We start from the raw sequence: 24,572 nt of genomic DNA, 5'->3' as shown, positions 1-24,572 counted from the left end.
ATTAATTAGTAATTTTGGCACGATATTTTCTATAACAAACGCGGAATCAAAGATGAATACCAAAGTTCTTTTATCAGCAGTAGTTCTAATGACTTCCCTTTACGGGTTCGCCCAGCGTGGTGTCCGTATCGGATATGTGGATATGGAATATATCCTCGAAAATGTGGAAGAGTACAGGGACGCTACCGAACAATTGAATGCCAAAGCACAAAAGTGGAAGCAGGAAATAGAGCTAAAGCAAAGTGTTGTTGAGCAGATGAAGAAAGATTTGATGGCCGAAAAGGTGCTGTTGACGGACGAGCTAATTTTGGAGCGAGAAGAGGAAATCCAGTTATTGGAAAAGGAAATGCTCGATTATCAACAAGACCGATTTGGGCCGCAAGGGGATTTGGTGCTGCAAAAGCAGCTTTTGATACAGCCCATACAGGACCAAGTGTTCAATGAAGTACAAAAAATCGGAGCCCATAAAAGATACGATTTTATTTTTGATAAATCCGCAGATGTTGTAATGTTGTACTCCGAAAAAAGGCACGATATTAGTGACTTGGTTTTAAGGGAGATAGGACGCGCCAGAAAAATAAGTGCCTCCAATAAAAAACAAGAGCAGCAAAATCGATTGGAGCAGTTCCAAGAAGAGGAAGACGAGATAAGCGACGCCCTTAGGGAACGCCAGGAACAGGCTGCCGAAGCCCTCGAAGAAAGGGAGAAAGCTGCGGAGGCAACAAGGGCCCAAAAGCTGCAAGAGCGCGAAGAGCGTAAAAAAGCATACGAAGAACGAAGAAGAAAACTTTTGGAAGAGCGTGAGGCCAAGAGGAAGGAAAAATTGGAAGAACGAAAAAAAGCGCAGGAACAACAAAAGGATTCAATAGGATAGTTTATATTGAAACACTAAATTTAAAGTCAAAAAAGTAACGTTGAGAATCATGAAAAATGTAAAAAGAATTGCGGTAGCCCTCGTATTGTTTGTAGCGGCTACGGGTTTTGTAAATGCACAGAGCAAGGTTGCACACATTAATGTACAGCAACTATTGTCTGAAATGCCGGAGATGAAGGCTGCACAAGCCGAATTGAAGAAATTACAGGAAACCTACAGAGCAGACATCCAAAGCTCCATGACCGAGCTTCAAAACAAGTATACCCAATACCAAAACGAAGCTACTTCCAAAACAAGGGAAGAAAACGAGCAAAGAGCGGTAGAGCTTCAAGGTTTTGAGCAAAACATTCAGGAAGCAGAGCAAGCTGCCATGCAGGAAATGCAAAAAAAGCAGCAGGAACTCTTTGCTCCCATCTCTGAAAAGGCAAAAGCGGCCATCGAAAAAGTAGCTGCTGCACAAGGTTACGACTACGTAATCGACGCCAGCCCAGGATTGGGACTTCTAGTTTCCAAAGGAAAAGACCTTTTGCCAGCAGTAAAGCAGGAACTAGGTTTCTAATTGAGAAAGGACATAAAATAAAAAACCGCTTTTTAAAAGCGGTTTTTTTATGCCGTAAAAAGTGAAGCACCTATTTTTAGGCATGGAAAATCCAATAGGCATTTTTGATTCTGGAGTGGGAGGTACCTCTATTTGGAAGGAGGTCGCCAAAATGTTGCCCCACGAGAGCACCATTTATTTGGCCGATAGTGCCAATGCCCCTTATGGCGAAAAGTCGAAGGAAGAGATTGTAAGGCTTAGTATCAAAAATACCGAGTACTTGCTCAAAAGAAACTGTAAGATCATTGTAGTGGCCTGCAACACCGCCACCACCAACGCCATTGATTACTTACGCTCCCATTACAACGTCCCTTTTATCGGTATAGAACCTGCCATTAAACCGGCTGCATTGCAAACCAAAACCAAAAAAGTAGGAGTGTTGGCCACCAAAGGCACCCTTTCCAGTAGTCTGTTCCATAACACTTCCAAACTCTTTGCCGAAGGGATTACGGTATTGGAGAAGGAAGGAAAAGGATTGGTGGAACTCATTGAGGCCGGTAAAATCGAATCACAGGAAATGAGAACCCTCCTCCTCGAGTTTCTACGGCCCATGCTCGATCAGGATATCGATTGTTTGGTGTTGGGGTGCACCCACTATCCCTATTTGATACCGGTGTTGAAGGAGATACTGCCAGAACACATCAATATCATCGATTCCGGAGAAGCGGTGGCACGGCAGACCAAGGCCATTTTGGAGCAAAACAGCTTACTTTCCAACACGGAGGATTCGCCCGAGCACCTCTTTTACAGCAATGCTGATACCGAAGTCCTAAAAACACTTGTAAATACGCCCTCCGCAAAGGTTTCCTATCTTGATTTTTAGTCGGATGAAACCTTCACCCCTTCTAAAAATGGGAATCCAGAAGCTTATTTCCTTTTATAGGTGAGATAAGTAAAACTGTATTGGTGCCTATCATCCTTTGGATGATGTTCCTCTTTCACCAGTTCCCATTGGTCCGTATCGATTTCGGGGAAAAAAGCATCAGCTTCGAACGATCCGTGCACCCTTGTCAGTTCAATATCCGTAGCGCGGTCCATGGATTGTTTATAGATTTCCCCTCCACCAATAATAAAAGCAGTTTCATTATCGTCTACCAAAGCAATGGCATCCGCCAAGGAATGTACTATGGTGCATGGAAATTTGGGTTGATAGTCCTCATCACGGGTAATGGCAATGTGCGTGCGGTTGGGCAGTGGCTTTGGGAAACTCTCCAGGGTTTTTCTGCCCATAATGATTTTATGCCCCGAGGTGATCGTTTTAAATCGTTTGAAATCGTCCGGTAAATGCCAGACCAGCTCGTTGTCCTTGCCCAAGGCATTGTTTTCGGCCGCGGCCGCAATAATGACCAATCTCCTCACTGATCTTTTTTTTTATTGATTTTGGAAAGCGGAAAGTCCGTTTCTATTTCCTTTTGGATCTCACCGATGCGTTTTTTCTGAAGGTCGACCAAGCGCTCGCGTTGCTCGCGCTCCCATTGTTGTCCCATAAACTTGCTGGTCACAAACACATTAAAGGCGTGCAGGGCAAACAGGAACGCCCAGAAAAGCACGATCCAAATGGACCAATCATAGGACTCCCCGTACTTGAAGACCTTGTTGGCCAGAATCAGGAAAATGCTACCGATCAAAAAGATGACAAAATGGGAAAACAGCCTTTTCTTTTGTTTGATGCGTTGGTGCGCATGCTCCAAAAGCTCGTGCTGCTCCAAATCTATTTCCGATTTCTTCTTTTTACCAAATGACAACATGGAATGGCTATCTTTATGAACAAAGATAACCGAATTACAGACAAAATTCCCGACATGCAGAACCTTAGAAAAAAATTCCCCGTGCTCAACCAATGCGTTTATGCCAATACTGCCTCGGCAGGTCTTTTGAGCGAAGACCTCATGGAATGGCGACAGGGGCACGACTTGGATTTCCTGATTGGCGGCAGCGAAATGAAAAACAAAGGGTTTGCACATATGCCAGAAATTAAAAAGACTGTAGGTAGATTTTTTAATTGCAAACCCGAGAACGTGGCCTTGGTTCCCAACTTTAGTTTAGGGTTCAATCTACTGCTTGAAGGCTTGCCGAAGGACAAAAAGGTCCTGTTGGTCAATAAAGATTACCCAAGCGTCAACTGGCCCTTTGAGACACGGAATTTTGAGCGGGATTATGTAGATGCCGACGAGCATATGGAAGAAAATATCCACACCAAGGTGAAGAGCGGTAATTTCGACGTTTTGGCGCTCAGTTTGGTGCAATGGGTTAATGGGGTACGGATAGATCTTGAATTTTTAAAAAACCTGAAAAAGGAGTTTCCCAATTTGATCATCATTGCCGATGGCACCCAATTCTGTGGCATGGAACCCTTCGATTTTGAGGATTCCGGAATCGATATTCTGGGTGCGAGTGCCTACAAATGGATGTTGGCCGGCTATGGCAATGGATTCTATTTGGTGAAGGAGGCGGTGATGGACCAGTTTGAATTGCGCGGTATTGGGAACGGTTCTGTGGACAACGATGCCTCCAAGCGAAACAGTATCACCTTCTGCAAATACATGGAGCCCGGCCATTTGGATTCCCTAAATTTCGGAAGTTTGGAATTCGCCGTTACCTTTTTGGACGAAATTGGTCAGGAAAATGTACAGGCGCAATTACAAAAGCTGTCCCGGCATGCGTTGCAGGCGTTCTCCGAACTCGACCTTTTGGAGCCTGCTGTGGTCAAACGCAAGCAACATAGCACCATTTTTAGTGTCAAGGGCGATGAGCAGCTGTTCCAAAAATTGACCAATGAAAATGTGGTGGCCTCACTTCGGGGCGATGGCATCCGGCTAAGCTTTCATTTTTACAATACCGTGGAGGAAATAGATGTTGTGGCAACACTTTTAAAACGTTGGACATCAACCTCGTAATCGGCAAAAAACCAATAGCTAATTTGATAAAAGTAATCATCGGGTTAGCTGGATTTTATCAAATTGATAAATCGATTGTAACTAATTGTAAATAAATGGTTTTATGCATTGCTTTGTACCGGAATTAAAATTTTTGGTACCATGGCAATTAAGAAACAATACCTAAAAAGTAAGCCTGTTTGCAAAGTAACATTTACCGTTCCTGCAGATGAGGCAAAAACAGTTGCAGTAGTCGGGGATTTCAACAAATGGAACCCTAAAAAGAGCACTTTGAAGAAATTAAAGAACGGCACCTTTAAAGGAACGTTCGAACTGCCCGTTGAGAACAGCTACGAGTTCAGATATTTGATCGACGGTGCTTATGAGAACGATGGTGAGGCCGATCGTTTCCAATGGAACGATTATGCCGGAGCCGAGAACGCCGTTCTAGAGGTCTAAAACACAGTATCCGCCATTGGTTTGCCCCAAAGCTGATGGCGGTTCTTTTTTTCAACAGTTCTCCGCGTCACCCTGAACTTGTTTCAGGATCTCATGAATCTCGATGTCATCTGGCGATAGGCTGAAACTTATCTTGCGAAGAGGTAAGTTATTTCGGTATGATGTACCAAAACAATCACTTCGCCCAGTAATCCACCACTAGCACATCGGCAATGTGTGGGCCGGCAAGTTCAGTAAATGCCACATGGTCCGGATGGGTAAGGTAGGTATCTCGGTCCTTTTCACTTTCAAACGTCAACAGGAAGCAATGGGTAAGTTCCTTGTTCAGGTTTTCAGGGCTGTTGTTGAGGCCTTTTTCGTAACCTTTGATTTCTGATATCTTGGACGGCAATGCATCGAAGGCAGCTTCTACCTGGGCTATCTCTTCAGCCGATGAGGTCTCATTGAATTTGAACAGTACCACATGCCTTAGTTGAGGTACAGCAGTTTCTTGGTTTGTTTCCACGGTAATTTCCTGTGTTTCGGTGGTTTCTTTTTTCGGCTCTTCGCCACAACTGGCGAATAATAGGGCGGCGAAAAGGGTGATGATGTTGGGTTTCATGGCTAATGGTTGATAATTAAAACTTGAACAGCTCTATAAACTCAATTTCAAGAGCAATTGCAATCGTGTAAAGCGTATAGGTGTTTGCGGAAACTTTGTGGTTTTCGATGAGTTCGATATGCTGTTTGTCACGACCGCATAACCTGCCCAACTCAGCTTGAGAAATATTTTTCTCTTTTCTGAGCTGTTTGATTCGATTTCCGATTTTAACTGATAATTCCTGCTTGGTCAACATTGAAGATATCCTAACAAAGCAAAATTGACCAGATAAAACAGAAGAAACGTCATAATAAAATATGACGATTTAAAAATATCACCTATTTTAGGGTCATATTTTAGTATGACCATGGAAGATGCGGCAAAAAATACCACGGTAATAGTTTTTTCTGAATTATTTGAAGATGCTTATGCTTCACCCGACGAATTGGCAAATGTGCTGGATATGGGAATCGAAATGCTTTTTTATGTAGAAGAATGTTCCTTTTCTAAAGAAGATATTCGAAATGTGGTAACCGCTCTGAGAAAGGTAATCCTGGAGCTTAGAAAATGATGATTTAAAGCCTACTGGTAGTGCAATCCTGCCTTGGTCGACAGACAGGCTTCACACTCGTTCTGTTATTGAGGCAGTATGGGAGTTGTATCGGTCATGACACATGAGACTATCACTAGCAGGTGGGTTTCATGTTGGAAGGATTTGTTTTAGAGTCGAAAGTGCATTGGAATAGAATAAGGAACTTTTACAGGCTCTCCATTTACCATTCCAGGAGACATGTTTGGTAGTAGTTTGATTATTCTCAAAGCTTCTTCCTTTAAAATGTATTCCCCATTTAATCTGATATTTTCAATTTTTCCGTCCCGATTAATATCAAAAATGATGTATACTGTTCCGGAAATGCCTTTTTCCATGGCCAATTTTGGGTAATTAAAATTAGCTTTGATATGATTCTGCATTTTTTCTTGAAAACAGGTGCGGGCTTGCTGCTCGCTTAATTCTTCGCAACCGGGGAACCTTGGAATCTCATGCACCTCTCCACCTGAATAGACATTTTTATTTTTGATATGCTTGTAAGCTATGGTTTCACCATTTTTATCAATCAAGAAATCAAAAGAAAATACATGTATTGAGGCAAGTGGTTTTCTGTTTTGGATTTGACTTATGTCGATGGTATAAAAAACATCTTTGAGGTCCTCGTTGTATTTATTGCCCAGCTTTTTATCCTGAATGGCAACAAAACTTTTTTCAGAAATAATGTCATTGTTGAGTCCGTATACCAGGCGTGCGCCTACTTTTAAGGTGTCTTTATCGTATTTAAGGAATTGTTTTACTCTCTTTTTGTCGGTAATAAAGGCTATCACTTGATTCTTTAAATACTCATAAAAGCATTCACTTTTATTTGAATTGCTCTCGCATGCCGGAATTAGTATCTGTTCTTGGGGAAAGTACTCAAAATCACTTTGTGGAAACACACTCCCAAATGTGAACAGAGTACAAATGATAAAAATAGTTCTGAGCATAGCTAATAATATTTTGATGCTCTACCTTAGACAGCAACCACCCCCTTAATATGCGGATGTGGGTCGTAGTTCAAGAGTTCAAAATCATCAAAAGTAAAATCAAAAATATCCTTCACCTCAGGGTTCAATTTCATGGTGGGCAAGGGGCGTGGGTCGCGGCTCAATTGCAGTTCCACCTGCTCCATGTGGTTGTTGTAGATATGGGCATCACCAAAGGTGTGTATAAAATCCCCAGGTTGGTAGCCGCATACTTGGGCCATCATTAAGGTAAATAGGGCGTACGAAGCAATATTGAACGGAACGCCCAAAAAAATGTCCGCACTGCGCTGGTACAACTGGCAGGAAAGCTTGCCATCGGCCACATAAAATTGGAAAAAAGCATGGCAGGGCGGGAGCGCGGCCTTACCGTTGGCCACATTCTCGGAAAAAGATACCGAGGTATCGGGCAACACACTGGGGTTCCAGGCCGAAACCAACATTCTTCTGCTGTTCGGATTGTTTTTTAAGGTGTCGATCACTTCTTTGATCTGATCGATTTCCTCACTGTTCCAATTGCGCCATTGGTGTCCGTACACGGGCCCTAAATCACCGTTTTCATCGGCCCACTCATTCCAGATGCGCACCCCATTTTCCTGTAAATAGGCAATATTGGTATCGCCTTTCAAAAACCACAACAATTCATGGATAATGGATTTTAGGTGCAGTTTTTTGGTGGTTACCATGGGAAAGCCCTCCGCAAGGTCGAACCGCATTTGATAGCCAAAAACACTTAAGGTCCCTGTTCCGGTGCGGTCCCCTTTTTGGTTGCCGTGCTCCAATACGTGTTTCAGAAGGTCGTGGTACTGTTTCATGCTGTTTGTTCCGTTACAATGTCATTCCGAGTGGTTTTCCGCGAGCGGAAAATGGTATCGAGAAATCTTATTCGATTAAATTTAGGCCATCTCGACGCCCCTTTGATTTCGCTCAGGGCAATAGCTCTGATGTGACCAAAAATCAATCCCTCGAAATTAATCCAATAGGCAGATTCTTGAAACAGAAATGGGCAAGACTTATAAAGAGTTTATTAACTGGGCAGAAGGGGTATGGGTGAATGGTCAATGGTTTGATTTGTTTAAAATTCCGAGGTTGAATTTTATGTTCTGATTTTTTTGATTCTTAAAAAAGACTATTAGCCTTTTACCCTTTGCCCTTTACCCTTTGCCCCTCTACCAAACTACCCCAAAATCATCCCGGCGATGGTAGCAGATAACAGCGATGCCAAGGAGCCTCCCAAAACAGCTTTCATCCCAAAGGAGGACAGTACTTTTCGCTGGCCGGGCGCCAAAGAACCAATACCCCCAATCTGAATACCGATAGAGGCGAAGTTTGCAAAACCACAAAGCATGTAAGTCGCCATGATGACGGATTTGTTGTAAGTAAAGTGTACCCCGCTGGAAACATTTTTAAGGTCTGCCAGCTGAATGTATCCCACAAACTCACTTGCTGCCAATTTTATCCCGAGCAGCTGTCCCATGAGCATAATATCTTCGTTGGCTACGCCAATGAGCCACATGAGGGGAGCGAAAACCGTTCCTAGAATGGACTCCAAGGAAAATTCTGTGTATGGCGAATTGGCCGCAATCCAGTTGTTGAAAGTGGTAAAATCACCAATCCACCCTAAAATACCATTGATCATGGCAATGAAAGCTACGAATACCAAAAGCATGGCACCAACATTCAGGGCGAGCTTTAACCCTTCGGTAGTTCCATTGGCAATAGCATCCAATATGTTGTCCCCAATTTTTTCCGAAGAAACTTCTACATCGGTATTGACTTCTTCGGTCTGGGGATACAATATTTTTGAAATAACGATGGCTCCGGGGGCTGCCATTACTGATGCGGCCAAAAGGTGCTTGGCAAATACGAGGCGCAACTCTGGGTCGTCCCCACCCAAAAATCCGATGTATGCGGCCAACACGGCTCCTGCTACGGTTGCCATTCCACCTATCATCACCAACAGGATTTCAGATTTGTTCATTTTTTCCAGATAGGCCTTGATGAGCAGTGGGGCCTCGGTCTGGCCCAAAAAGATATTCCCGGCTACCGAAAGACTTTCAGCTCCCGATATGCCCAAACTTTTGGAAAGCAGCCAGGCCATCCATCTTACCACCACTTGGATCACGCCCAAATAGTATAGAACGGAGGTCAAGGCAGAGAAAAATATGATGGTAGGCAGTACCTGAAAGGCAAATATGTATCCAAAAGTATCCATATCGACCACCAATCCTTCAAAGAGGAATTGACTACCCGCCCGGGTAAACTCCAAAATATTCACAAAGAGGTTTCCGACTTGATCAAAGATGTATTGTACAAAAGGGACCTTGAGTACCCCGATGGCAATCAAAACCTGTAATGAGAGACCTATTCCAACAGTCTTCCATTTAATCGCTTTTCGATTGGAGCTGAACAAAAAGGATATCAAAATAAGCACCGTCATCCCCAAGGCGCCACGCAAAAGTGTGTTTAGGGTAAAACCTTGGTTGGGAACAATCTGGGAGGTTTCCTCAACGGGAATATCCTGGGTGATAGTAGTACCGATGGCAAGGTTAAGTGAATCTGCGGGCAGTGTATTTTGGCCAAAAGCGACCGAACATAGGAATAACAGTAACAGTAAACTTTGGGTCTTCTTCGCCATGTAGGGTGATTGTTTATTTACGCTTGGAAATTTCATCCCTTAACTTGGCGGCTTTTTCGTAGTCTTCGCTTGCAACGGCCTTGTCCAATTCGGCATGTAGTTCTTGTAAGGACATTTCGCGGTATCCATGGGTATCTGCGCCTGATTCTATCTCAACGGCCTCACCTTCTTGAAGGATCTCGTCCACCATGATGCTGTCGTCCTCGTCCTCTTCTTTTTCTTTGGAAGAGAATTTAAGGAAGATGCCTGCTTTGTCCAAAATGGTTTTGTAGGTAAAAATCGGAGCATTGAAGCGTAGGGCTAGGGCAATGGCATCGCTGGTGCGCGCATCGATGATTTCCTCATCATTGTCACGCTCACAGATAATGCTGGAATAGAACACCCCGTCCACCAGTTTGTGGATAATGACCTGTTTGACCACAATCTTGAACCGGTCCGCAAAGTTTTTGAAAAGATCGTGCGTTAAGGGTCTGGGCGGTTTGATTTCCTTTTCCAATGCTATGGCAATGGATTGGGCCTCAAAAGCACCTATGACAATGGGAAGTTTACGGTCGCCCTCCTCTTCGTTCAAAATAAGGGCGTAAGCGCCATTTTGCGTTTGGCTGTAAGATATTCCCTTTATTTTTAATCGTACTAAACTCATATATCTCCTCCTAAAGCAAAAGGGCTGTTCAAATAAGCGGCTTAGCCAGTTATCCGAACAGCCCCTTGCAATGGGCAAATTAACAAAATTTAAGCGTTTTGGGCTTTAAATTCTTTTAATTTTTCGATGAGTTCCGGTACTACCTCAAAGGCATCACCGACAATTCCGTAGTCGGCTGCTTTAAAGAAAGGTGCTTCTGGATCGTTGTTGATGACCACTTTGACCTTGGAAGCATTGATTCCTGCCAAGTGCTGTATGGCTCCAGAGATTCCTATGGCAATATAAAGGTTGCTGGCAACCGGCTTTCCGGTTTGCCCTACGTGCTCGCCATGAGGTCGCCATCCCATATCGGAAACGGGCTTGGAACAGGCAGTTGCTGCACCCAAAACGTCTGCTAAATCTTCGATCATGTTCCAGTTTTCAGGACCTTTAAGTCCACGTCCGCCGGAGACCACAATATCAGCGTCGGCAATGGTCGCTTTTCCGACTACGCGGTCCACTTCTACGGATTTTACGGTGAAGTCATTGTCGTCCAAAGATGGGCTGAAATCCTCAACTGAAGCGGATATATTGTTTTCCACCACACCGAAAGCATTACTGGAAACACCGATAATCTTTACATCCGATGATATTTCGGTCATGGCAAATCCTTTGTTACTGAAGGCGGTCCGCTTCACTACAAAAGGAGAAGTGCTCTCGGGCGCAGCAACCACATTGGGCACATAGCCACCGGACAATTTGGCCGTAAGGATAGGTGCCAAAAACTTGCTGTCCGCACTGGAACTCAACACAATTACCTTAGCATCGGCGGCTTTGGCGGCCTCTGCCAACACCTCGGCATAAGCTTTGGCATTAAAGGTGGTCAAAGAGTCATCCGAAACCTTTAGCACCTTGGAAACCCCATAGGTTCCCAAAGAGGCATCATCCTCTGCATTGAAGGTCACCGCAGTAACGGTGGTGCCCATATCTTGAGCCACTTTGTACGCATAGGAGGCCACTTCGAAGGCATTTTTCTTGAATTTTCCCTTTAGGGATTCTGTATATACTAGTACTGACATATTTTCTGAAATTTCAATTTTTCAAATCCCAAATTCCAAATGTTGGTATTTGGTGGTTTGAATTTGAGTTTTGACTTTAAATCACTTTCGCTTCGTTGTGCAATAGTTCTACCAATTCGCCAACGTTTCCTGCATCGACCAGCTTAACGGGCCCCTTGGCTGCGGGTTTTTCGAATTTTTGGTCTTGCGTGGGTTGTGCAGCATCAACAGGCTCAACTACGGTTAACGCTTTTTTGCGCGCCATCATAATACCTCTCATATTGGGAATGCGGAGGTCGCTTTCCTCAACCAATCCTTTTTGACCCCCAATGACCAGTGGAAGTGTAGTGCTAATCTTTTCTTTTCCACCATCAATCTCGCGAACTGCGGTAGCTGTATTGCCATCAATCTCTAGGCTGATGCACGTATTTACAAAGTTCATGTCCAATAAAGTGGCCAAAATGCCGGGAACCATACCACCGTTATAGTCAATGGATTCCCTTCCGGCGATGATCAGGTCGTATTCCCCTTTTTTGACGACTTCGGCCAGTTGCTGTGCCACAAAAAAGCCGTCGGTAGGTTCGGCATTCACACGAATGGCCTCATCGGCCCCAATGGCCAACGCCTTTCTTATGGTTGGTTCGGTCTGGGGACCTCCCACAGTGACCACATGAACGGCCGCACCTTGTTTTTCCTTGAACCACATAGCGCGGGTAAGGCCAAATTCATCATTGGGATTAATCACAAATTGAACCCCGTTTGTGTCAAACTTGGTATCGCCTTCCGTAAAGTTGATTTTGGAAGTGGTATCCGGTACGTTGCTTATGCAAACTAAGATCTTCATATATACTTTAGGTTTTGGTCTCCAAATATAATTATAAAATCCGAAATTTATTATGCATGCATAATAAATTTTGTTCTTTTTTTGGATTTTGTCCCGGTAAGTTTCGGCTAGTTTTTCCTATTTTTGCTTGCGTTTTTAAGCAGACTATAACTATTTAGTACGATTCAATGAAAACATTACAGTTTAGGGAGGCGATAGCGGAGGCTATGTCCGAAGAAATGCGAAGGGATGATACCATTTATTTGATGGGCGAGGAGGTAGCCGAGTACAACGGTGCTTATAAGGCTTCCAAAGGGATGCTGGATGAGTTCGGACCAGAGCGCGTTATCGATACCCCAATTTCGGAGCTTGGTTTTGCCGGTATCGGCGTAGGCTCTGCCATGAACGGAAACAGACCGATCATCGAATTTATGACCTTCAATTTCTCCTTGGTGGGGATTGATCAAATTATAAACAATGCTGCCAAGATCCGTCAGATGTCGGGCGGGCAGTTCAATTGTCCAATTGTTTTTAGGGGCCCTACGGCTTCTGCGGGACAGTTGGCCGCAACCCACTCCCAGGCATTTGAGAGTTGGTTTGCCAACACCCCTGGCCTAAAGGTGGTGGTTCCTTCGAACCCGGCCGATGCCAAGGGATTGTTGAAATCCGCTATCCGCGATGACGACCCCGTGATTTTCATGGAATCGGAACAGATGTATGGTGACAAAGGTGAAGTGCCTGAAGGCGAGTACACCATTCCATTGGGTGTTGCGGACATTAAAAGGGAGGGAACCGATGTGACTATCGTATCCTTTGGAAAAATAATCAAAGAGGCCTACAAAGCTGCCGATGAGTTGGAGAAGGAGGGCATCAGTTGTGAAATTATTGATTTGCGCACGGTTCGTCCGATGGATCACGAAGCCATACTCGCTTCCGTAAAGAAAACCAATAGAATGGTGATTTTGGAAGAGGCTTGGCCTTTTGGTAACGTGGCCACCGAAATCATCTACCATGTTCAGGACAAGGCTTTCGATTATTTGGATGCTCCAATCGTTAAATTGAACACCGCAGATACACCTGCGCCTTATTCCCCGGTACTTTTGGCCGAGTGGTTACCCAACCATGAAGACGTTATCAAGGCTGTTAAGAAAGTGTTATATAAGCTTTAGAATCATATTTGTACGGTATATTAGCCCTGTCAACTTTGTTGACGGGGCTTTTTTTTAGGGAATATTGTTTTGATTACAAATTAGTTTGAACCAAATTTGACCTAAAGTTGGATAAGACAAACCTATGTCGCTTACCATCATGTCCCTTATTCTTGTCTATGAAAAGAATCCTTTCCGCTTTTTTTCTACTTTTTATTACTTGCCTTAGCGCACAGACCAAAATTGAAGGTGTGGTTACGGATGAGACCAGTGAACCCATTGCGTTTGCCAACATTATTTTTGTGAACTCTTCCGAAGGTACCATCACCAACGACAATGGACGCTTTTATTTGGAGTCTGATGAGACCTACGATACCATCAAAGTATCTTTTATAGGGTATGAAACCAAAGAAGTGGTTTTGGAGCAGAAGATAAACTACGGAATGGAAATCATACTGGTGGAATCTGCAGAACAGCTTCAGGAAGTGATTGTGTACACTGGCAAGCAATCCAAAAAGAACAACCCTGCCATCGATATTTTGCGGAAAATTTGGGCGAAAAAACGAGAGAACGGGGTGCGTAAGTTCAACCAATACCAATACGATAAGTACGAAAAAATAGAGTTCGACCTCAATACTATAGATAGTGCACTCATCAAAAGTAAACTGTTCAAGGGACTGGAGTTTATGTTCGAGGATTTGGATACCTCTCGAATCACAGGAAAGACGTATTTGCCCATTTTCTTGAACGAAACATTTTCCAAGGTTTACGGCGATAACGAAATGGAAAGGGAGAAGGAAGATGTACTGGGGAACAAAAATTCTGGTTTTAGTGGTAATCAGGCCATAACTGCCTTTGTAGAAGACCTCTATTCCGATTACAATATCTACGACAACTACCTCAAGTTTTTTGATAAGAGCTTTACCAGTCCCTTATCCAGAACGGGCATCGATGTCTACAACTATGTCCTTTCGGATAGTACCTTTATCGATAACAAATGGTGCTACAATATTATTTACTATCCCAGGAGAAAGAATGAACTCACCTTTAAGGGCGACTTTTGGGTGAACGACACCACCTTCGCCATCAAAAAAATCAATCTGCAGGTCACCAAAAGTGCCAACATTAACTGGGTGAAGGAAATTTATATTGAACAGGATTTTGAGGTGGTCAGCGATTCGGTCTTTTTGTTGAAGCGGGATTATATGCTGAGCGATTTTAGCTTTTCCAAAAAGGAAGAGTCCCGAGGGGTGTACGGAAAACGTACCACTGTTTTTGACAATTATACTTTTAATAATCCCCGTCCCGAAGCATTTTATAAGGCGGTTGCCGACCCTTACGATCCGAGGGTATTCTCGCAGGACAGTATTTTTTGGCAAAATGCGCGCTTGGAAAGTCTCAACGACGATGAATCGGGGATATTTAAGCTGTTGGACACCCTTAAGACCGTACCCAAGTTCCGCACCTATTATGACATTGTGAGCATTTTGGGGTCTGGCTATGTCGAAATCGATAAGTGGAACCTCGATATTGGTGACATTTACAGCACCTTTGGTTACAACGATGCCGAAGGTATCCGTTTGCGTGCAGGAGCCCGTACCTATTTTAGTCAGAATGATCTCTGGCGTTTGGAAGGTTATATGGCCTACGGCTTCAATGATAAAAAGTTCAAACACGGATTTTCGGGCAAGTTTCTGTTGGACCGTAAAAATCGTTTGATTGTTTCAGGGGGCAATCGCAGGGATATTGAACAATTGGGCCTTAGCTTGACCAGTACCAATGATGTATTGGGTCGCAGCATTGCCTCGTCCTCATTGGTTACAGTGGGTGCCAACGACCGTTTGACCAATATCAACCTTTCCACCCTAAATGTAGAGATGGAACCCGTAAAAAATTTTAGGATTAATGTCGGGGGATCATTCCGAACCCTTAGTTCTGCACTGCTGGAAGCATTCAGTCTGGATTATATTGACCCGGATTCGCCAACCGGAATTTCTTCGGAGGTAAGACAGTTTGACCTGAATACGACCTTGATCTATACTCCGGGAAAGCGCACCATTGGCTATGGCGTGGAGCGATCGGACATCAACGACAATTATAGTACCCTTGTGCTCAAATACACCAAAGGTGTGGATGGTTTTCTGGAAAGCGATTTTGACTACGAAAAAGTACAGTTTTCGTATCAGCAACCTTGGCAACTCGGAGGTCTGGGTAGGCTGACGAGCAGCGTGGAGCTGGGCAAAACCTTTGGTGAGGTGCCTTTGTCCCTTTTGAGCGTGATACCGGGAAACCAAACCCTGTTTTCCTTGTATAATACATTCCCCAACCTCGATTTTTATGAATTTGTGACGGATACCTATGCCACTGTGCACTTGGAGCATAATTTTAATGGAAGGTTGTTCTCAAGGATTCCTTTGCTGCGCAAACTCAATCTTAGGGAGATTGTGGGGCTAAGAGGCGCTTGGGGCCAATTGTCGGAAGCGAATATTGCTTTGAGCGCACCCACCAATATTCCCTTGATCGCACCGGACGACCAAATTTACTGGGAGTACTCCTTCGGGGTAGGGAACATCTTCAAAATACTTCGTATCGACTTCAATTTTAGGGGGAATTATCTCGATAATCCAGATGCAAGGGCTTTCGGGATCACGGGATCTTTCGGATTTAGCTTTTAATCAGCAGGAAACCCATGATTTATGGGGTCTATTCCAGTTGTAGTGGTTATTTTTGCACCACAAATTAATTATTGACATGGCAAAGAAACCACGTGTTACCTTCGATGTACTGGTAGAAATACCCAAAGGAAGCAGAAATAAGTACGAATACGATTTTACCCTCAACAAAATTAGATTTGACAGGACCCTATTTTCCTCAATGATGTACCCAGGGGACTACGGGTTTATTCCAGAGACCTTGGCCTTGGATGGCGATCCGCTTGACGTTTTGGTACTTTGTACCGAACCCACCTATCCTATGGTGGTGGTGGAAGTAAAACCCGTTGGCGTTTTCCACATGACCGATGAGAAAGGTCCCGACGAAAAAATTATTTGCGTTCCCGTTTCCGACCCCATCTGGAGCAAAAGGGACGATATCAGCGAACTGAACCCACATCGATTGAAAGAGATCGAACACTTTTTCCAAGTGTACAAGGATTTGGAAGAGAAGAAAGTAGATACCGGTGGATGGGGAGACGTTAACGAAGCCGTTCAAATCTACCACGAATGTGTAAAGCGCTACGAAGAAAGCGACCACAAAAAAAGACGGGCCTACACCATATAGATTGCCTAAATATAACTTTAAAAAAATGCGCTTTTAATAATCAAAGGCGCATTTTTTTTATTACTTCGTATTTTACTACATTAGCGAGCATTAAAAAATTCTAAATGATCTAACCTATGGATTTAATCGTAAAATTTTTGCCCGTATTTGGTGTCTTGGCCCTTCTGTATGTCTTAATCAAGAACGTATGGATTTCCAAACAAGAGGTCGGGGACGAAAAAATGGCAAGGATTGCCAAGAACATTGCCGATGGTGCAATGTCATTTTTAAAGGCCGAATACAAAATACTGAGCATTTTCGTGCTTTGTGTGGCCGTGTTGCTTTACTTTAAAGGAAGTAACGAAGCCGGTTCCAATGGAATGGTAGCCATTTCCTTTGTAGTTGGGGCTATATGTTCAGCCTTGGCTGGATTCATTGGGATGAAAGTGGCCACGAAGGCTAATGTGAGAACTACCAATGCAGCAAGGACATCCTTGGGCAAAGCCCTCGAAGTGGCCTTCGCCGGAGGTGCCGTGATGGGACTTGGCGTTGTGGGACTTGGCGTGTTGGGCTTGAGCGGGCTTTTTATGATCTATAGCGGACAAGGTTGGGAGATTGGCGAAGTACTGAATGTACTGTCGGGCTTCTCTCTTGGAGCTTCGTCCATTGCCCTATTTGCCCGTGTGGGTGGAGGTATCTACACCAAGGCTGCCGACGTGGGAGCTGATTTGGTTGGAAAGGTCGAAGCGGGAATTCCAGAGGATCACCCGTTGAACCCCGCAACCATTGCAGATAACGTTGGGGACAACGTTGGAGATGTTGCCGGTATGGGAGCCGACCTTTTTGAATCCTATGTAGGTTCTATAATCGGAACCATGGTTTTGGGTGCTGTGTTTGCAGGATTGCCCGAATTTCAGGCTGCTTTTGACGGTCTTGGTGCCGTGTATTTGCCTTTGGCTTTGGCGGCAGTGGGAATCATCATGTCCATTATCGGAACCTTCTTTGTTCGGGTTAAGGATGGAGGAAATCCGCAGACTGCACTGAATATCGGTGAATTTGGTTCTGCAGGCCTTATGTTGGTCGCTTCCTACTTTATAATCAATGCTATGCTCCCTGAAACATGGGTTGAAGGTGGAAAAGAATTCACTTCCATGGGCGTTTTCTGGGCGACCATTGCAGGTCTTGTGGCCGGATTGTTGGTTGGAAAAGTAACCGAATATTATACAGGAACTGGAACCAAACCTGTGAACTCCATTGTGCGTCAATCCGAGACAGGTTCTGCCACAAACATTATCGCTGGACTTGGCGTGGGAATGATGTCCACAGCCATACCTATTATATTGATTGCGGCCGCTATTTTGGTATCGCACTATTTTGCCGGCTTGTACGGAATCGCGATTGCAGCGGTCGGAATGTTGGCCAATACGGGAATTCAGTTGGCTGTTGATGCCTACGGACCCATTTCAGATAACGCAGGAGGTATTGCCGAAATGGCCGAACTTCCTGGAGAGGTTCGTGATAGAACGGATAAATTGGATGCCGTTGGAAATACTACCGCAGCAATCGGTAAAGGTTTTGCGATTGCATCTGCCGCATTGACCGCATTGGCACTTTTCGCCGCCTTTATGAAAACTGCAGGTGTACAGTCGATTGATGTGTCCAGACCAGATATTATGGCTGGATTGTTGATCGGGGGAATGCTTCCCTTCGTATTCTCAGCCCTTTCTATGAATGCAGTGGGTAGAGCTGCCATGTCCATGATCGAGGAAGTACGCCGACAATTTAAGGACATTCCTGAGTTGAAAGCAGCTTTGGAAATCATGCGTAAGTACGATACCGACCTTTCCAAGGCGAGCAAGGAAGACAGAGCGATTTTTGAAGCAGCGGATGGAAAAGCAGAATATGAAAAATGTGTTGAGATTTCTACACAAGCTTCCATTAGGGAAATGGTATTGCCTGGTTTATTGGCTATAGCCGTTCCTGTAGCAGTAGGATTTATCGGAGGTGCTGAGATGCTTGGTGGATTGCTGGCTGGTGTAACCACAGCAGGCGTTTTGATGGCCATCTTCCAATCGAACGCTGGTGGAGCATGGGATAACGCCAAAAAAACTATTGAAAGTGAAGGTCGTAAAGGTAGCGACGCCCACAAGGCAGCCGTTGTTGGGGATACCGTTGGGGATCCTTTTAAGGATACTTCAGGTCCTTCCTTGAACATTCTACTTAAATTAATGTCCGTTGTGGCACTGGTTATTGCCCCTAGTTTGGTAAGTCTTTCGCCAGCAGACGAAGTAAGCATGTTGAAGGAAGATGGTACCATGATTACCATTACCGAAGAGGGAATGAAAGAATCCAAGATGGTAGAAAAGCAAATTCGTGTAGAGGTAAGCAATACCGCTGACGGAGGTTACAAAGCAGTGGTTACCTCAAGTTCCAACGTAGATGGAGAGATGGTGGAAGAAACCAAGGAGTTTACCGCCGATACCAAAGAAGCATTGGATAAACAAATTGAAGCGTATAAGAGTGCCGAGGCAAAGGATTAGCTCGCGCTTTACCGCAAAGCTGGAAAAACCACGCCATTGGCGTGGTTTTTTTAGTTTACGTAGTTTCTCTTAATGGTTGAACGTCAAAAGTTTTAGTTTAATTTGAAGGTGATGGGAATGGAGTAGGGTACTTTAACAGGTGTACCTCTTTGTTTTCCAGGTTGCAGCTTTGGCAATTTGGAGATGATGCGCGCAGCTTCCTTTTCTAGACTCTCATGTGGACCTCGCAGGCGAACATCGCCAATGCTCCCATCTTTCTGTACCGTAAAAATGACATTTACACGACCTTCCAGTCCCAATTCTTGGGCGACTTCAGGATACCGGAAGTTCTTACGGATATGTTTTAACATTTGTTCCTGGAAGCATGCCCTTTTTTCCTTTTCGGTCCTTTGGTTTTCGCAACCGGGAAAAATGGGTGCGTTTTCAATCAGGATAAACGGAATCTCGTCAGGAATATCATCCTCTACCACATCAATGGATTCAATATCGGAAATTTCCGTGTCCTGATCTACGTCGTTTGCCTCAATAACCGTCTCTTCCACTTTTTCATCATCCTCTGCAATTTCGATTTTGGGAGGACTTTGGATTTTGGGCTGTGGAGGGTCGGGAAGTTTCAACTTCAAGAAAGGGGTTTCCTCGATCAAGTCTTCATTTACTTTTACGGCCCCCACGTCCCAGGTGTCATCCGAGTAATAGGTTTTCCAGTTCAATGCCAAATAGGCCATTAAAAGTACAAATGTCATCCCCATGAAAAAGTAGAGCATGCTGTTTCGCTTAACATCAAGGTGCGGATTTTTTTTCGGTTCCATAATTTTCAAAGTTTTTGGCCATAGGCCTAGTTAATAGCAGTGGGTGTATCCCAAGCCTAAACTAGTTTGAAAAATGACGGATGTAAATCAGGAATGAGTCAACGGTACATTTGAATGAGGGAAACAGGGCACACCAGCCTGAAAACGGAGTTCAAACTCAAAGTTGTTGCAATTTGTAAAGGTGTTACGCTGGTATCTAAGGTAGCTTACTCGAACAAACCGTGGATTTCTCCATCGATACGATTGATGACTTCACCCAAATCTTCAGGATTATCTACAAAATTGATGTTGTCCACATCAAAAATGAGCAACTTTCCTTTTTGGTAGGTGTTTACCCATGCTTCGTAGCGCTCGTTCAAACGACTGAGGTAATCAATGGAAATGGAATTCTCGTACTCACGTCCGCGTTTATGAATCTGGTTCACCAAATTGGGAATGGTACTACGAAGGTATATCAAAAGATCGGGCGGCTGGACCAAACTTTCCATCAACTCAAAAAGTCCTTTGTAATTTTCATAATCCCTGTTGGTCATGAGCCCCATGGCATGTAGGTTGGGTGCAAAAATATGGGCATCCTCGTAAATGGTCCTGTCTTGGATCACACTTTTTCCACTCTCCCTGATCTTTAGGATTTGGCGGTACCTACTGTTCAAAAAGTAAATTTGAAGATTAAAGCTCCAACGCTCCATCTGGGTATAAAAGTCATCCAAATAAGGATTATCCACCACATCCTCAAAATGGGCCTCCCACTTGTAATGTTTTGCAAGTAAATTGGTCAACGTCGTTTTTCCGGCCCCAATGTTGCCTGCCACAGCAATATGCATATGATGTGAATATTTTTTAGTTGTTGGTATGAGGGAAATCTAATCGCCGCAATATACAAAGTTAATCCGCTTATCGAAAATAAACTGGTTCAAACGGGCGATGTTGGATTAGGTGCGAACAAAGTTTTAAAATAAGCGGTAAATATGTACTTTTGCCCCTCAAAACGAGGAAAGATTTGACTGATTGCAACCTCGATTGCCCAAAAAGGGCGAGTAAAAATGCTAAAGCAGTTCGCGCTGGCTTCGGTTGGTGCCCCTTCTTCAAGGTTAAGAACTTCTTCGCACTTTGGTCAAATCTTTACATTTTTTAAAAAATTGGAAATGGCGTATTTATTTACATCAGAATCTGTTAGTGAAGGACATCCCGATAAGATTGCAGATCAAATCAGTGATGCTTTATTGGATAATTTTTTGGCCTTTGACCCTGAAAGTAAGGTAGCCTGCGAAACCATGGTGACCACCGGACAAGTTGTTTTGGCCGGGGAAGTGAAAAGCCATACCTATGTGGATTTGCAGAGCATTGCTAGAGAGGTCATCAACAAAATTGGATACACCAAAGGTGAATATAAGTTCAGCGGGGATTCCTGTGGTGTAATTTCCCTGATTCACGAACAATCGCAAGATATTAACCAAGGCGTAGATCGCGGCAGCAAAGAAGAGCAAGGGGCAGGTGACCAAGGGATGATGTTCGGCTACGCTACCACTGAAACGTCCAATTATATGCCTTTGGCATTGGACATCTCGCACAAAATTTTGGAGGTTTTGGCCGATTTGAGACGTGAAGGCACCCGAATTTCATATTTGAGACCGGATGCCAAGGCCCAGGTAACCATTGAATATTCTGATGACAATGTTCCCCAACGCATCGATACGATAGTGGTTTCCACTCAGCATGACGAGTTTGATACCGACGAGGCCATGTTGGAGAAAATTAAGAGCGACATCGTCAATATCTTGATTCCAGAGGTGAAACAACTGATGCCGGAAAGTATCCAGAAATTGTTCAACGATAATATCAAATACCACATTAATCCAACCGGAAAGTTCGTAATCGGAGGACCCCATGGTGATGCGGGTCTTACCGGAAGGAAAATCATTGTGGACACTTACGGCGGTAAAGGGGCCCATGGAGGTGGTGCCTTTAGCGGAAAAGACCCTAGCAAAGTGGATAGAAGTGCGGCCTATGCTGCACGGCACATGGCCAAAAACTTGGTGGCCGCAGGGGTTGCAGGTGAAATTTTGGTGCAAGTGAGCTATGCTATTGGAGTGGTAGAACCCACCTCTATTTTTATAGATACCTACAACTCTTCAAATGTAAAAATGAGTGATGGTGAAATAGCCAAAAAAGCATCTGAACTTTTTGATATGCGTCCGTTTGCCATTGAGGAACGCTTGAAACTTCGTAATCCTATTTATTTGGAAACAGCCGCTTACGGACACATGGGAAAAGAGCCCAGAACGGTAAACAAGGTTTTTGAATCCCCTTACAATGGGCGTATTGAAAAAGAAGTGGAACTCTTCACTTGGGAAAAATTGGATATGGTGGATAAGGTAAAGGAAACCTTTGGCCTTTGATCCATCAACATCAATAAAAGAAAAAGGGAGCTTTTGGGCTCCTTTTTTTATTGGCATACTCTCCCGAACTTTAGTAGCTTTAGCCTATCAAAAATTAAACGTATGAGAAGTTCGTTCAGAATCCTGTTCCTTGGAATGTTAGTGTTGTTTGTTGCCGTTGGTTGTAAAAAGACCGTCAAAACGCAAACTGAAACGGTAGATACCTATGTTGCCGATAACTACACCAAAAAAGAGGTTGACATTGAGATGAGGGACGGGGTAAAACTGCACACGACCATTTATTCCCCTAAGGATACTTCCAAAAAGTACCCCATCATCATGCAACGTACCCCCTACAGTTCCAGACCCTACGGCGAAGGCAATTTTAGGACAAAAATCGGTCCCAATGAACATTTGATGAAAGAGGGAAACATTATCGTTTACCAAGATGTAAGGGGACGATGGCTGAGCGAAGGCCATTATGTAAATATGAGGGCCTACATTCCTAATAAAACTTCGAATGATCAGGTGGATGAGAGCTCGGATACTTACGATACCATTGAATGGTTGGTAAACAATGTGGAGAATAACAATGGAAATGTGGGTGTTTGGGGGATTTCCTATCCCGGTTATTACGCCACCTACGCCACTGTGGATGCGCATCCAGCCTTAAAGGCCGCTTCGCCCCAAGCTTGTATTGGTGACTTCTTTTTTGATGATTTTCACCATAATGGTGCTTATTTGTTGAGCTATTTTAGGGCGACTTCGCTCTTCGGGACCCCACGGCCCAATGGGGATGCTCCCATCGATACGGCATGGTATACATTGCCCAGCTTGCCCACGGAGGACCAATATCAGTTCTTTTTGGATGCAGGTCCTTTGAAAAATCTCGATTACTTTTTTGAATACGAAACGGCAGACACCCCAACAATGCGCCCCGAAGGTGTAACCGATGATTTCTTTTGGAACGAACTCAAGGAACACCCGAATTATGATGAAATGTGGCAGAGCAGGGGACTGATCCAACATTTAAAGAACGTTAAGAGCAGTGTGGCCACCATGATCGTAGGCGGCTGGTTTGATGCCGAGGACCTATACGGACCGCTGGAAACCTACAAAAACATAGAACAATACAACAAGGACAATTACAATACCATAGTGTTCGGACCATGGGATCATGGTGCTTGGGCACGGGACAAGGTGCGCAATGCCGTAGGCAATTATTATTTTGGAGATTCCATTTCATTGTTCTATCAAAAGGAAATTGAGACCAAGTTTTTCAATCACTTTTTGAAAGGGGAGGGAGACAAGGATTCTGGCCTACCCGAAGCATATGTGTTCGATTCAGGAAAGAAGGAATGGAGAAAATATGATACATGGCCACCAAAGAATGCCACCAAACAGACTATGTACCTTTCGGACAACCAAGAACTCACCACCGAACAAAAAGAAATCAAGGGAATCCGGTTTATCAGCGACGTAAAGAAGCCCGTTCCGTATTCCGAAGATGTAAAAACGGTATTTACCCCACGCAAATACATGACGGACGATCAGCGTTTTGCGGCCCGTCGTTCCGATGTGTTGGTTTTTGAAACCGATGTCATGCAAGAAGACTTTACTTTGGCAGGAGATATTATGGCCAAATTGAAGGTAGCCACTACGGGCACCGCCGCCGACTGGATCGTAAAGGTCATTGATGTGCACCCACCGGATGCCGAGACCAATGAGGAAATGCAGGACCACCTTAAATTGAGCAATTATCATTTAATGGTGAGGAGCGAGGTGCTTCGCGGCAGGTTCCGAAATAGCTTTTCCGATCCAGAGCCCTTCACGCCCAACGAGAAAACCGATGTGAACATTAAGCTTCAAGATGTGTTCCATACCATTAAAAAGGGGCACAAATTGCAGATTCAGGTACAAAGCACCTGGTTTCCGCTTATTGATTTGAATCCACAAACCTACGTGGACAACATCTTTAAGGCGGACGAATCCGATTTCAAGACACAGACCCATACCGTATTTACCGATTCCAATATTGAGTTTACGGTATTGAAATAAAAAGCTATTGGTGAGGTCGATTTTTGAAAATTTTCCAAAAGATTAGGAAAATCGACCTTTCCATCAGTATATTTGTCCACGAAGTTCAAATATGTATTGTAAGTTATCAAGAAAGGTGGAGGGAATAGACCCTTTGAAGCCTTAGCAACCCTTGACGCTTGTCGAGAAGGTGCTACATTCTATCCCTCAGGGAATAGATAACAACACGGGTAGTTTCTGCCATCTTTTCTTATAACCTTATTTTTTAGTAATCATCGGCCCTTGGGCCTATCACTTTTTTG

At 44.1% G+C, this 24,572-nt stretch carries 24 protein-coding genes and 1 riboswitch; of the genes, 12 read left to right on the top strand and 12 right to left on the bottom strand.

Translation table 11 applies throughout. From position 1 onward, the window contains the following. The first annotated feature begins 52 nt into the window (after positions 1 to 52). The 3 genes from GGE08_RS12825 to murI all read left to right on the top strand — a co-directional run bounded on the left by GGE08_RS12825 (position 53) and on the right by murI (position 2,295). Entirely contained in the window at positions 53 to 874 is an 822-nt protein-coding gene (locus tag GGE08_RS12825) for an OmpH family outer membrane protein (RefSeq protein ID WP_179385284.1), read from the top strand. A gap of 49 nt (positions 875 to 923) precedes the next feature. Continuing rightward, on the top strand, positions 924 to 1,433 hold the full coding sequence (locus GGE08_RS12820) for an OmpH family outer membrane protein (RefSeq protein ID WP_127141210.1): 510 nt from the start codon (positions 924 to 926) through the stop codon (positions 1,431 to 1,433). A gap of 82 nt (positions 1,434 to 1,515) precedes the next feature. Continuing rightward, entirely contained in the window at positions 1,516 to 2,295 is a 780-nt protein-coding gene (gene murI, locus GGE08_RS12815) for a glutamate racemase (RefSeq protein ID WP_179385283.1), read from the top strand. A gap of 44 nt (positions 2,296 to 2,339) precedes the next feature. Here murI and GGE08_RS12810 read toward each other — a convergent pair whose 3' ends face one another. Then, positions 2,340 to 2,831 carry a dihydrofolate reductase gene (locus tag GGE08_RS12810; RefSeq protein ID WP_179385282.1) on the bottom strand — a complete coding sequence of 164 codons (492 nt, stop codon included), beginning with the start codon at positions 2,829 to 2,831 and terminating at the stop codon, positions 2,340 to 2,342. Then, positions 2,828 to 3,220 carry a 2TM domain-containing protein gene (locus GGE08_RS12805; RefSeq protein ID WP_179385281.1) on the bottom strand — a complete coding sequence of 131 codons (393 nt, stop codon included), beginning with the start codon at positions 3,218 to 3,220 and terminating at the stop codon, positions 2,828 to 2,830. Before GGE08_RS12805 ends, GGE08_RS12810 begins: the two co-directional genes overlap by 4 nt. 54 nt (positions 3,221 to 3,274) lie before the next feature. Between GGE08_RS12805 and GGE08_RS12800 the strand changes: the two genes are divergently transcribed. Next, the gene (locus GGE08_RS12800) at positions 3,275 to 4,369 is read left to right on the top strand and encodes an aminotransferase class V-fold PLP-dependent enzyme (RefSeq protein ID WP_179385280.1); all 1,095 of its coding nucleotides are present in this window, start codon (positions 3,275 to 3,277) and stop codon (positions 4,367 to 4,369) included. A 141-nt stretch (positions 4,370 to 4,510) separates the two neighbouring features. Beyond that, the gene (locus GGE08_RS12795; protein ID WP_127141205.1) at positions 4,511 to 4,807 is read left to right on the top strand and encodes an isoamylase early set domain-containing protein; all 297 of its coding nucleotides are present in this window, start codon (positions 4,511 to 4,513) and stop codon (positions 4,805 to 4,807) included. A gap of 175 nt (positions 4,808 to 4,982) precedes the next feature. Here GGE08_RS12795 and GGE08_RS12790 read toward each other — a convergent pair whose 3' ends face one another. Further along, positions 4,983 to 5,408, bottom strand: a complete 426-nt coding sequence (locus tag GGE08_RS12790; RefSeq protein ID WP_179385279.1) for a Dabb family protein — start codon at positions 5,406 to 5,408, stop codon at positions 4,983 to 4,985. 16 nt (positions 5,409 to 5,424) lie between these two features. Then, positions 5,425 to 5,643: a helix-turn-helix domain-containing protein gene (locus GGE08_RS12785; protein ID WP_257024029.1), complete on the bottom strand. Its 219-nt coding sequence runs from the start codon at positions 5,641 to 5,643 to the stop codon at positions 5,425 to 5,427. 111 nt (positions 5,644 to 5,754) lie between these two features. Here GGE08_RS12785 and GGE08_RS12780 point away from each other — a divergent pair, with 111 nt between their 5' ends. After that, complete coding sequence (locus tag GGE08_RS12780; protein WP_179385278.1) at positions 5,755 to 5,958, top strand: hypothetical protein; 204 nt, start codon at positions 5,755 to 5,757, stop codon at positions 5,956 to 5,958. Between the two features lie 149 nt (positions 5,959 to 6,107). On the opposite strand, the gene GGE08_RS12775 is transcribed toward GGE08_RS12780, so the two are convergent. The 6 genes from GGE08_RS12775 to GGE08_RS12750 form a co-directional block, all read right to left on the bottom strand. Next, entirely contained in the window at positions 6,108 to 6,923 is an 816-nt protein-coding gene (locus tag GGE08_RS12775) for an energy transducer TonB (RefSeq protein ID WP_179385277.1), read from the bottom strand. A 26-nt stretch (positions 6,924 to 6,949) separates the two neighbouring features. Beyond that, positions 6,950 to 7,774 carry a thymidylate synthase gene (locus GGE08_RS12770; protein WP_179385276.1) on the bottom strand — a complete coding sequence of 275 codons (825 nt, stop codon included), beginning with the start codon at positions 7,772 to 7,774 and terminating at the stop codon, positions 6,950 to 6,952. 362 nt (positions 7,775 to 8,136) lie between these two features. After that, positions 8,137 to 9,597 (bottom strand): NupC/NupG family nucleoside CNT transporter, encoded by a 1,461-nt coding sequence (locus GGE08_RS12765; RefSeq protein ID WP_179385275.1) that lies wholly within the window; start codon positions 9,595 to 9,597, stop codon positions 8,137 to 8,139. A gap of 13 nt (positions 9,598 to 9,610) precedes the next feature. After that, the gene (locus tag GGE08_RS12760; RefSeq protein ID WP_179385274.1) at positions 9,611 to 10,240 is read right to left on the bottom strand and encodes a bifunctional nuclease family protein; all 630 of its coding nucleotides are present in this window, start codon (positions 10,238 to 10,240) and stop codon (positions 9,611 to 9,613) included. Positions 10,241 to 10,329: 89 nt separating this feature from the next. Next, positions 10,330 to 11,298, bottom strand: a complete 969-nt coding sequence (locus GGE08_RS12755; protein WP_179385273.1) for an electron transfer flavoprotein subunit alpha/FixB family protein — start codon at positions 11,296 to 11,298, stop codon at positions 10,330 to 10,332. 76 nt (positions 11,299 to 11,374) lie between these two features. Further along, positions 11,375 to 12,121, bottom strand: coding sequence for an electron transfer flavoprotein subunit beta/FixA family protein (locus tag GGE08_RS12750; RefSeq protein ID WP_179385272.1), 747 nt, complete (start codon positions 12,119 to 12,121; stop codon positions 11,375 to 11,377). A 167-nt stretch (positions 12,122 to 12,288) separates the two neighbouring features. Here GGE08_RS12750 and GGE08_RS12745 point away from each other — a divergent pair, with 167 nt between their 5' ends. The 4 genes from GGE08_RS12745 to GGE08_RS12730 all read left to right on the top strand — a co-directional run bounded on the left by GGE08_RS12745 (position 12,289) and on the right by GGE08_RS12730 (position 19,046). After that, a complete protein-coding gene (locus GGE08_RS12745; RefSeq protein WP_179385271.1) occupies positions 12,289 to 13,269 on the top strand; it encodes a pyruvate dehydrogenase complex E1 component subunit beta in 981 nt (326 codons plus the stop codon). A gap of 158 nt (positions 13,270 to 13,427) precedes the next feature. Next, positions 13,428 to 15,923 (top strand): DUF5686 and carboxypeptidase-like regulatory domain-containing protein, encoded by a 2,496-nt coding sequence (locus GGE08_RS12740; RefSeq protein WP_179385270.1) that lies wholly within the window; start codon positions 13,428 to 13,430, stop codon positions 15,921 to 15,923. Between the two features lie 76 nt (positions 15,924 to 15,999). Then, on the top strand, positions 16,000 to 16,527 hold the full coding sequence (locus tag GGE08_RS12735; protein WP_179385269.1) for an inorganic diphosphatase: 528 nt from the start codon (positions 16,000 to 16,002) through the stop codon (positions 16,525 to 16,527). Between the two features lie 116 nt (positions 16,528 to 16,643). Continuing rightward, positions 16,644 to 19,046, top strand: a complete 2,403-nt coding sequence (locus GGE08_RS12730; RefSeq protein WP_179385268.1) for a sodium-translocating pyrophosphatase — start codon at positions 16,644 to 16,646, stop codon at positions 19,044 to 19,046. 92 nt (positions 19,047 to 19,138) lie between these two features. Here GGE08_RS12730 and GGE08_RS12725 read toward each other — a convergent pair whose 3' ends face one another. Next, complete coding sequence (locus GGE08_RS12725) at positions 19,139 to 19,855, bottom strand: energy transducer TonB (RefSeq protein ID WP_179385267.1); 717 nt, start codon at positions 19,853 to 19,855, stop codon at positions 19,139 to 19,141. Positions 19,856 to 20,061: 206 nt separating this feature from the next. Beyond that, positions 20,062 to 20,679: a deoxynucleoside kinase gene (locus GGE08_RS12720; RefSeq protein WP_179385266.1), complete on the bottom strand. Its 618-nt coding sequence runs from the start codon at positions 20,677 to 20,679 to the stop codon at positions 20,062 to 20,064. Positions 20,680 to 21,000: 321 nt separating this feature from the next. On the opposite strand from GGE08_RS12720, the gene metK reads away from it, so the two are divergent. Together metK and GGE08_RS12710 are read left to right on the top strand one after the other, a co-directional pair. After that, a complete protein-coding gene (gene metK, locus GGE08_RS12715; protein ID WP_179385265.1) occupies positions 21,001 to 22,254 on the top strand; it encodes a methionine adenosyltransferase in 1,254 nt (417 codons plus the stop codon). A gap of 102 nt (positions 22,255 to 22,356) precedes the next feature. After that, positions 22,357 to 24,291, top strand: coding sequence for a CocE/NonD family hydrolase (locus GGE08_RS12710; protein WP_179385264.1), 1,935 nt, complete (start codon positions 22,357 to 22,359; stop codon positions 24,289 to 24,291). Between the two features lie 100 nt (positions 24,292 to 24,391). Next, positions 24,392 to 24,495: riboswitch (SAM riboswitch) on the top strand. Positions 24,496 to 24,572: the final 77 nt, after the last annotated feature.

Origin of the sequence: Allomuricauda sp. ARW1Y1, from assembly GCF_013407935.1 — a bacterium.
In the GTDB taxonomy this organism is placed as follows: Bacteria; Bacteroidota; Bacteroidia; order Flavobacteriales; family Flavobacteriaceae; genus Flagellimonas.
The sequence above is the reverse complement of the archived record's forward strand: the minus strand, read 5'-3'. Positions and strand labels throughout refer to the sequence as shown.

Bases quoted from the DNA above. Each gene is read 5' to 3' on its own strand.
- GGE08_RS12750 (WP_179385272.1), bottom strand. From the start codon at position 12,121: ATGAAGATCTTAGTTTGCATAAGCAACGTACCGGATACCACTTCCAAA.
- GGE08_RS12720 (WP_179385266.1), bottom strand. From the start codon at position 20,679: ATGCATATTGCTGTGGCAGGCAACATTGGGGCCGGAAAAACGACGTTG.
- GGE08_RS12740 (WP_179385270.1), top strand. From the start codon at position 13,428: ATGAAAAGAATCCTTTCCGCTTTTTTTCTACTTTTTATTACTTGCCTT.
- GGE08_RS12745 (WP_179385271.1), top strand. From the start codon at position 12,289: ATGAAAACATTACAGTTTAGGGAGGCGATAGCGGAGGCTATGTCCGAA.
- GGE08_RS12710 (WP_179385264.1), top strand. From the start codon at position 22,357: ATGAGAAGTTCGTTCAGAATCCTGTTCCTTGGAATGTTAGTGTTGTTT.
- GGE08_RS12820 (WP_127141210.1), top strand. From the start codon at position 924: ATGAAAAATGTAAAAAGAATTGCGGTAGCCCTCGTATTGTTTGTAGCG.
- GGE08_RS12805 (WP_179385281.1), bottom strand. From the start codon at position 3,220: ATGTTGTCATTTGGTAAAAAGAAGAAATCGGAAATAGATTTGGAGCAG.
- GGE08_RS12755 (WP_179385273.1), bottom strand. From the start codon at position 11,298: ATGTCAGTACTAGTATATACAGAATCCCTAAAGGGAAAATTCAAGAAA.
- GGE08_RS12760 (WP_179385274.1), bottom strand. From the start codon at position 10,240: ATGAGTTTAGTACGATTAAAAATAAAGGGAATATCTTACAGCCAAACG.
- GGE08_RS12785 (WP_257024029.1), bottom strand. From the start codon at position 5,643: ATGTTGACCAAGCAGGAATTATCAGTTAAAATCGGAAATCGAATCAAA.
- GGE08_RS12725 (WP_179385267.1), bottom strand. From the start codon at position 19,855: ATGGAACCGAAAAAAAATCCGCACCTTGATGTTAAGCGAAACAGCATG.
- GGE08_RS12730 (WP_179385268.1), top strand. From the start codon at position 16,644: ATGGATTTAATCGTAAAATTTTTGCCCGTATTTGGTGTCTTGGCCCTT.
- GGE08_RS12790 (WP_179385279.1), bottom strand. From the start codon at position 5,408: ATGAAACCCAACATCATCACCCTTTTCGCCGCCCTATTATTCGCCAGT.
- murI (WP_179385283.1), top strand. From the start codon at position 1,516: ATGGAAAATCCAATAGGCATTTTTGATTCTGGAGTGGGAGGTACCTCT.
- GGE08_RS12735 (WP_179385269.1), top strand. From the start codon at position 16,000: ATGGCAAAGAAACCACGTGTTACCTTCGATGTACTGGTAGAAATACCC.
- GGE08_RS12795 (WP_127141205.1), top strand. From the start codon at position 4,511: ATGGCAATTAAGAAACAATACCTAAAAAGTAAGCCTGTTTGCAAAGTA.
- GGE08_RS12765 (WP_179385275.1), bottom strand. From the start codon at position 9,597: ATGGCGAAGAAGACCCAAAGTTTACTGTTACTGTTATTCCTATGTTCG.
- GGE08_RS12770 (WP_179385276.1), bottom strand. From the start codon at position 7,774: ATGAAACAGTACCACGACCTTCTGAAACACGTATTGGAGCACGGCAAC.
- GGE08_RS12775 (WP_179385277.1), bottom strand. From the start codon at position 6,923: ATGCTCAGAACTATTTTTATCATTTGTACTCTGTTCACATTTGGGAGT.
- GGE08_RS12800 (WP_179385280.1), top strand. From the start codon at position 3,275: ATGCAGAACCTTAGAAAAAAATTCCCCGTGCTCAACCAATGCGTTTAT.
- GGE08_RS12825 (WP_179385284.1), top strand. From the start codon at position 53: ATGAATACCAAAGTTCTTTTATCAGCAGTAGTTCTAATGACTTCCCTT.
- GGE08_RS12780 (WP_179385278.1), top strand. From the start codon at position 5,755: ATGGAAGATGCGGCAAAAAATACCACGGTAATAGTTTTTTCTGAATTA.
- metK (WP_179385265.1), top strand. From the start codon at position 21,001: ATGGCGTATTTATTTACATCAGAATCTGTTAGTGAAGGACATCCCGAT.